Source organism: Pedobacter sp. AC402 (genome assembly GCF_979252805.1).
On record NZ_CEEDAI010000015.1, the window covers coordinates 541,501 to 547,500 of the forward strand.

Genomic DNA, 6,000 nt, shown 5'->3' on the forward strand with positions numbered 1-6,000 from the left:
AAACCTTGCAGGTTTTCAAAACCTGCGAGGTTTTTTATTTTTAAACTGTTCCCTGATTTCTAAACCCGATAGCAGCGATTCCGATTCTTCATCGGAAGTAGCGGAAGCAGGCGGGACTGCTGCTCCCGATGAAATACTGCATGTTCATTTTCAAATAAAATTTATATCTTTCTTGAAATTTATTTTAACTATATCTTGTTGATTATCAATAGGTATAGCAGTGATTTTAACTTTATTTAACTTTTTTTCTCTCCTCATGCAACCATTGTTTGTAATCTGCCATCTTCTATATACAAACACACAATGAAATTGACGCGAAGCTATACGATAAACGATTTGATGGAAGGCTGCAAAGCTGGCGACCGGAAGATGCAGGAGCTGCTTTATAAGCAAACTGCATCGAAAATGTTGGCCGTATGCATGCGCTACGCAAAAGATAGAATGGAGGCAGAAGATGTGCTGCAAATGGGGTACATTAAAATTTTTCAGAAAATTAAGGAGTATAGAGGGGATGGCTCTTTTGAAGGATGGATTAGAAGGGTTATGGTAAATACTGCAATTGAAAGTTACCGTAAAAATTTACGCAGCTTAAATGTGGTAGAAATAGATGAAGCTTACGAACAGCCATCAACCGGATTTGATTTTGGCACTTTAGGGATGCAGGATTTAATGAAGGTAATACAAAAACTGGCAGATGGTTACCGCATGGTTTTCAACATGTACGTGATAGAAGGTTATTCGCACAAAGAAATTGGAGAAACGCTTGGGATCTCAGAAGGCGCGAGTAAATCGCAATTATCAAGAGCAAGAGCAATATTAAAAGAAGAAATTATAAAAATGGAGGGATTTGGTTATGCAACCTATACGGGATAAGGATTTTGATCAGTTATTTAAGGATGCTTTTGCTGATGCTGAAGTAACACCTTCTAGAGATTTATGGAGCAATATTGAAAGCGAAATAACACCTAAGAAAAAAAGAATCGTGCCAATTTACTGGCTATCAGCAGCAGCCGTGTTATTGATCGCTACCATTGGTATTTTAGTTTATCAGCAGCATAATAGCACGATTGAAAGCAAACAACTGGCCAATAACTCCATTGAAAAAACAAAGCCAGAAACGCAGTTACCAGTTGTTATAGATACAGCAACTAAAGTAATAGAAAATATTGTACCAGTTTTACCAGTTGAACGTAAAGCGATAAGTGCTGTTGCCAAAACAAAGGTAAAACAAAAGGTTAAGCCTGTTGTGGAGCAAAAAAGCATTGTTACGGCTCCTGAAATGCAAAAGCAAGAAACAAACATAGCTAAAGTAGATGAGCCTAAAAAAGACATAGAAACAAAAATTGAAGAGGCGATTTTACAGCCAAAACAAGAAGTTGTAACTGCGGCTATTGCAACACCTGTTAAAACAGATGAAGCCATTAACGATAATGAACAGGGTATTAAAAATATCCGTAATGTTGGCGACGTGGTGAATCTGATCGTTAATAAAATGGATAAAAGAAAAGATAAGTTAATTCAGTTCCGTACTGATGATGACGACTCTTCTTTATCATCAATCAATATCGGTCCGTTTAAAATAGGAAAACGCAAGAAGTAACCAGTTTTCAATTATCAGTTCACAGTTACTAGTATCTTAACCTTAAAAATTGCATTAAACTTTCTAACATTCAATAATTTACTCACTCAATAACTAAATAAAACACACATATATGAAACGTCTAATATTTACAACACTTTTGGTAAGCGGGCTTGCCGGTGTTATGGCTCCAGGTGCTTTTGCACAACAAGATAGTACCAAAAAGAAAATGGATTATAGCGAAGGTCATGGTATTATGATTAAAACAAAATCAGCAGATTCAGCTAAAAAAGGCCGCTTTGTAGGTGGAATTACTTTTACCAGGGTAGATTGGGGATTCTCAAGACTAATAGACAATGGAAGCTTTAATTTATCTCCGAATAATGACTTTTTAGATTACAAAGGTGGAAAAACAAGTACTTTCTCTTTCGATATTTTACAGTTTGGCTACCGTTTTAATTCTAACTTTAAAGTTTATGTAGCCGGTGGTTTCGATTGGACCTTAATTCGTTTAAGAAAAGACATTACGATCGCTAAAAATTCTAACGAGTTTGTTTATACTGATCAATCTCCAATACATTTTTCTAAAAACCGCTTTTCAAGCAGCTATGTGCACATTCCGTTAAACTTTGAATTCCGTACGAGCGAAAACAAAAACGGTAAAAGATTTTACCTAGTGTTAGGTCCGGAAGTTAGCTTTTTGTTAAACGGAAAAATTAAACAGATTAGTGAAGAACGCGGCAAAGAAAAACAATATGATAGTTACCATTTTCAATCGGTTCGTTACGGTGGTACAGTAAGATTTGGCTATGGTGGTATAGGATTATTTACCAAATATTACTTTAACGATATGTTTACAACTTCGCAACAAGCTGGCTTAAAAAATATGAGCTTCGGGGTTACCTTCGGATTAAATTAAACCCCTAAATCCCCTAAAGGGGACTGATCCACAAATAAAACAGATCCTGTTTCGGTTAGGCGAGACAGGATTTTTTGTTTTATAATGTTTTTAGAAACATTATAGGTGTTAGCACGCTTAGATTACTTTTTTTATAGTCTTTAATATTTCTTGTAACTATAGCATTAATTGATCCATGGTTTTCAGCCGAAAAATTTTGGAGTGCATCTTCGAAATCTGTGAACTCAGAATCAATAGCTTTAATAATAGCATTTTTGTCTATTGTTATTACGTCCAAGAAAATTAACAGCTGCTTAAAATCGGCCATAATCATTTTGTGTTGAAAATGCTTCCTTAAAAGATAATAAGTATTTGATATTATTAAACCCTGTTACAAATCCTTTTACCTGTTTTTTTTCACAAGCACTTAAAATTTTAATAGATTCATCAAGAAATGGTTTTCTTTGAAGAAAAAGTCGAGAAGGATGTCAGAATCAATAATAATATTACTCATTGTCCCAATATTTTTTATATTTCTCGTCTCTAACCTTTAATAATTCCTCTTTATAGTCATAGTCTTTTGGCAAGTTTACTTTTGAACGATTCATCATCAATGATTTAACTATAGGAGAAATTACATCATCTTTGGCCACTTCTTCATTTTTAGTTACAGCTTTTAAATAATTCTCTACCACTGCAGATAAACTCCTTCCTTGCTGTTCTGCGTATGCCTTAGCATGTTTGATAACAGATTTATCTATAGTTAACGTTAGCTTAGTGTTCATATTACTTATAATTGACGTCTTTATATAATTATATAAATATATAAATACATCTCAATACGTGCAAAAATAAAATATAATACACGTGTAATTTTATTCGCTCTACCTTTTTCTTTATCTTTACCACGTGAGCAATACCATAATCAGCGTTAAAAATTTAACAAAGCAATATCAGGCAGAGCAAGCCGGGGGGATAAAAAATGTAAGTTTCGAAATTAAGAAGGGCGATGTTGTAGCCATTATTGGGGAGAGTGGCAGCGGTAAATCTACCTTACTTAAATCTATTTATGGATTGCTGAAAACCGATTCAGGTGAAATATTTTTCGAAGATCAAAGGGTTAAAGGACCTGAATGAGCAATTGATCTCCTGGTCATAAACAGATGAAAATGGTTACGCAGGATTTCTCTCTGAATATTTATGCGAAAGTTTACGATAACATTGCCTCACAGCTATCGAATACCGACCTAAAAACCAAAGCCGAAAAAACGCTTCAAATTATGGAGCACCTTCGGATTTTACCGCTGCAAAATAAAAAAATCATCGAACTGAGCGGTGGAGAGCAACAGCGTGTGGCCATAGCCAAAGCCATGGTTGCGGAATACCGCAGGTTTTATTGCTGGATGAACCCTTTAGTCAAGTTGATGCGCTGCTTAAAAACCAACTGCGTGCCGATATTAAGCGTGTAGCTTCAGAAACTGGTGTTACAGTAATTTTGGTTTCACATGATCCTGCTGATGGTTTATTCCTGGCAGACCAAATACTGATTATAAAAAACGGCGAGTTATTACAAACTGGTAAACCTTCTGAAATTTACCAGCATCCAAAACACATTTACACTGCTCAAATTTTAGGTAACGCTGTTGTTTTACCTAAAGCCGATGCCGAAAAAATCGGTTTAAAAACGGAAAGAGAATTGGTTGTTGTTTCTCCAGAATGGGCTGAAACCAGCAGCAACTGGAATAGCAGGCGTTTTGAAGTAAAAGATGTATACTATAAGGGTTTTTATGATGAGTTGCTGTTGGAACGAAATGGTGTGAATATCCGTGTATTACAACTAAATAGGGGAGAGCATAAAAAAACGACCACGTTCAATTGAACATCAGTCGTTTTTTAGAGTTTTAAAATAATATAAGTAACGTACTAAGGATTATAATTTAAATAAAATTCCACTGATGATGTAGGAAGATTGTCTGTATTAATAATTATATCATGATTTTCAAGAACAAAGGTATAATATGTGTTTTTATAGTTTTTAGGTATTGGAAAATACTCCCTCTAGTGGGTCTTCCTACTCCATTCCAAGGTTCGTATATCGAAAATTGCACTACGTTTGAAACATTGAAATTTGAGATAACGCTACTTTCAAGTTAATATGATATCCAATCCCGTTAGAATTAGGTATCCATTGATTAGGACTTAGGCTTGGTCTTACTATTTGTTCCACCTCCTTCTGCTGGAGGTTGTTCTATATTTATATTATATGCTTCACCAATTCTGAGTTCTCTAGAAATATCATAGATGAGGTATACCTACTATCTTCTTCGTAAGGCATTTCAGTTATTTTGATTTTCTTTAAGCGGAAAATATTATCTATAATTACTTTTGAATCTATTGGAGACGAATCGAAAATTATTTTTAATGCACTTTCTTTCTAATGAGAAAACTTTACGCTATAGTTTTTTTCTTCAAATGCAATGCTTCGATCGGCTATCAATTTAGAATATCTATTTACACTTTTTTCTACAGCTGTATACCATTGAGTACATGGATTTGTGGTATTGGTAATTATATTAGGGTTGTTCTCTACACTTTACCCAAAAAACACCATTATAGTGATTTGCAGGTACTACCCAATTATTCCAATCATGATCATTATTTCCATTGATTTCAATCAAATATGTTTTATTGGCAATGAAAGGGTATTCGACGGACATGACTACATTTTCTCGCTGACCAGTTTCGGTATTGCCAAAAGCATATAGATTGAGTTGATAAGTTGTTGAAGTGTTAGTTGATACCGCAAATATATTTGTACTTCCTACCGTTCTTATATTATGTCCATCTACAGGTAAAGGATTTTGACCTTCCCAAATTTTCTAGTAGACACATTCCATTCCAATAATTAAAATAATATGTTCCTAAAATATTCATTTTGAGGTGTTTTTGACAAATCTACATTATGCTGATTGTATTTGACCATATAATGAGCCGATAAACTACAAAGGGTTCAGACTAATTAATTGGTTCTAATATGTTTATTTTAGGATCCGTATTTGATTTAGTTTGAAATTGGAACTGTAGTTTTTTTTTTTTGATGATGATTCCCAGATAATTATTTCCTTATGTTGTTATGCAATTCCTTTTTTTTTTAAAATAATTATTGAGCATATTTAATACTATTTAAAATTATAATTTATTTTCATTAGTTATTTTCTGGTAATTTAATCACCTGATATATAAAAATAATTTTTTTAGTGTTGATGGTATAGTAGTTGCTTTTGTTGTTGCTTCAACTACAATAGTTTAGTTCAGTTGATGGTGCTGGATAATTCGTTTTCTTCGTCTCCCCTCTTCACCTCTCTCAGCCTCTGCTTCTATTTAAAAATAACATTTCCTTCTGTATTTACTTCCTAAAGACTCATCCAATGCAAAAAAAAATCATTGTGGTGGGTGGTGGTGAAGATAATTCTAAAATTTGTACTTTTTTCATTTTATAAGAATATTTTCCAAATGTGGTGGC

Annotated in this window: 8 protein-coding genes; 6 read left to right on the forward strand and 2 right to left on the reverse strand. The window is 33.8% G+C overall.

Going from position 1 to position 6,000, the window contains the following annotated elements:
* The first annotated feature begins 303 nt into the window (after positions 1-303).
* The 3 genes from AC0IWE_RS26095 to AC0IWE_RS26105 all read left to right on the forward strand — a co-directional run bounded on the left by AC0IWE_RS26095 (position 304) and on the right by AC0IWE_RS26105 (position 2,498).
* Positions 304-873 (forward strand): RNA polymerase sigma factor, encoded by a 570-nt coding sequence (locus tag AC0IWE_RS26095; RefSeq protein WP_025146912.1) that lies wholly within the window; start codon positions 304-306, stop codon positions 871-873.
* A complete protein-coding gene (locus AC0IWE_RS26100) occupies positions 854-1,600 on the forward strand; it encodes a hypothetical protein (protein ID WP_471795326.1) in 747 nt (248 codons plus the stop codon). The genes AC0IWE_RS26095 and AC0IWE_RS26100 overlap by 20 nt, the downstream gene beginning before the upstream one ends.
* Before the next feature lie 112 nt (positions 1,601-1,712).
* Positions 1,713-2,498 (forward strand): outer membrane beta-barrel protein, encoded by a 786-nt coding sequence (locus AC0IWE_RS26105; RefSeq protein ID WP_463496759.1) that lies wholly within the window; start codon positions 1,713-1,715, stop codon positions 2,496-2,498.
* A gap of 79 nt (positions 2,499-2,577) precedes the next feature.
* Here the strand turns inward: AC0IWE_RS26105 and AC0IWE_RS26110 are convergent, their stop codons facing one another.
* Both AC0IWE_RS26110 and AC0IWE_RS26115 read right to left on the reverse strand, forming a co-directional pair.
* Positions 2,578-2,805, reverse strand: coding sequence for a hypothetical protein (locus AC0IWE_RS26110; RefSeq protein WP_471795327.1), 228 nt, complete (start codon positions 2,803-2,805; stop codon positions 2,578-2,580).
* Positions 2,806-2,983: 178 nt separating this feature from the next.
* Entirely contained in the window at positions 2,984-3,262 is a 279-nt protein-coding gene (locus AC0IWE_RS26115) for a DUF6364 family protein (protein ID WP_471795328.1), read from the reverse strand.
* 124 nt (positions 3,263-3,386) lie between these two features.
* Here AC0IWE_RS26115 and AC0IWE_RS26120 point away from each other — a divergent pair, with 124 nt between their 5' ends.
* From AC0IWE_RS26120 to AC0IWE_RS26130, 3 genes are read left to right on the forward strand one after another with little or no spacing between them, the layout of a single operon-like run.
* Complete coding sequence (locus AC0IWE_RS26120; RefSeq protein WP_471795329.1) at positions 3,387-3,614, forward strand: ATP-binding cassette domain-containing protein; 228 nt, start codon at positions 3,387-3,389, stop codon at positions 3,612-3,614.
* Positions 3,615-3,640: 26 nt separating this feature from the next.
* A complete protein-coding gene (locus AC0IWE_RS26125; protein WP_471795330.1) occupies positions 3,641-3,946 on the forward strand; it encodes an ATP-binding cassette domain-containing protein in 306 nt (101 codons plus the stop codon).
* Positions 3,874-4,356, forward strand: a complete 483-nt coding sequence (locus AC0IWE_RS26130) for an ATP-binding cassette domain-containing protein (protein WP_471795331.1) — start codon at positions 3,874-3,876, stop codon at positions 4,354-4,356. The genes AC0IWE_RS26125 and AC0IWE_RS26130 overlap by 73 nt, the downstream gene beginning before the upstream one ends.
* The last annotated feature ends 1,644 nt before the right edge of the window (positions 4,357-6,000 follow it).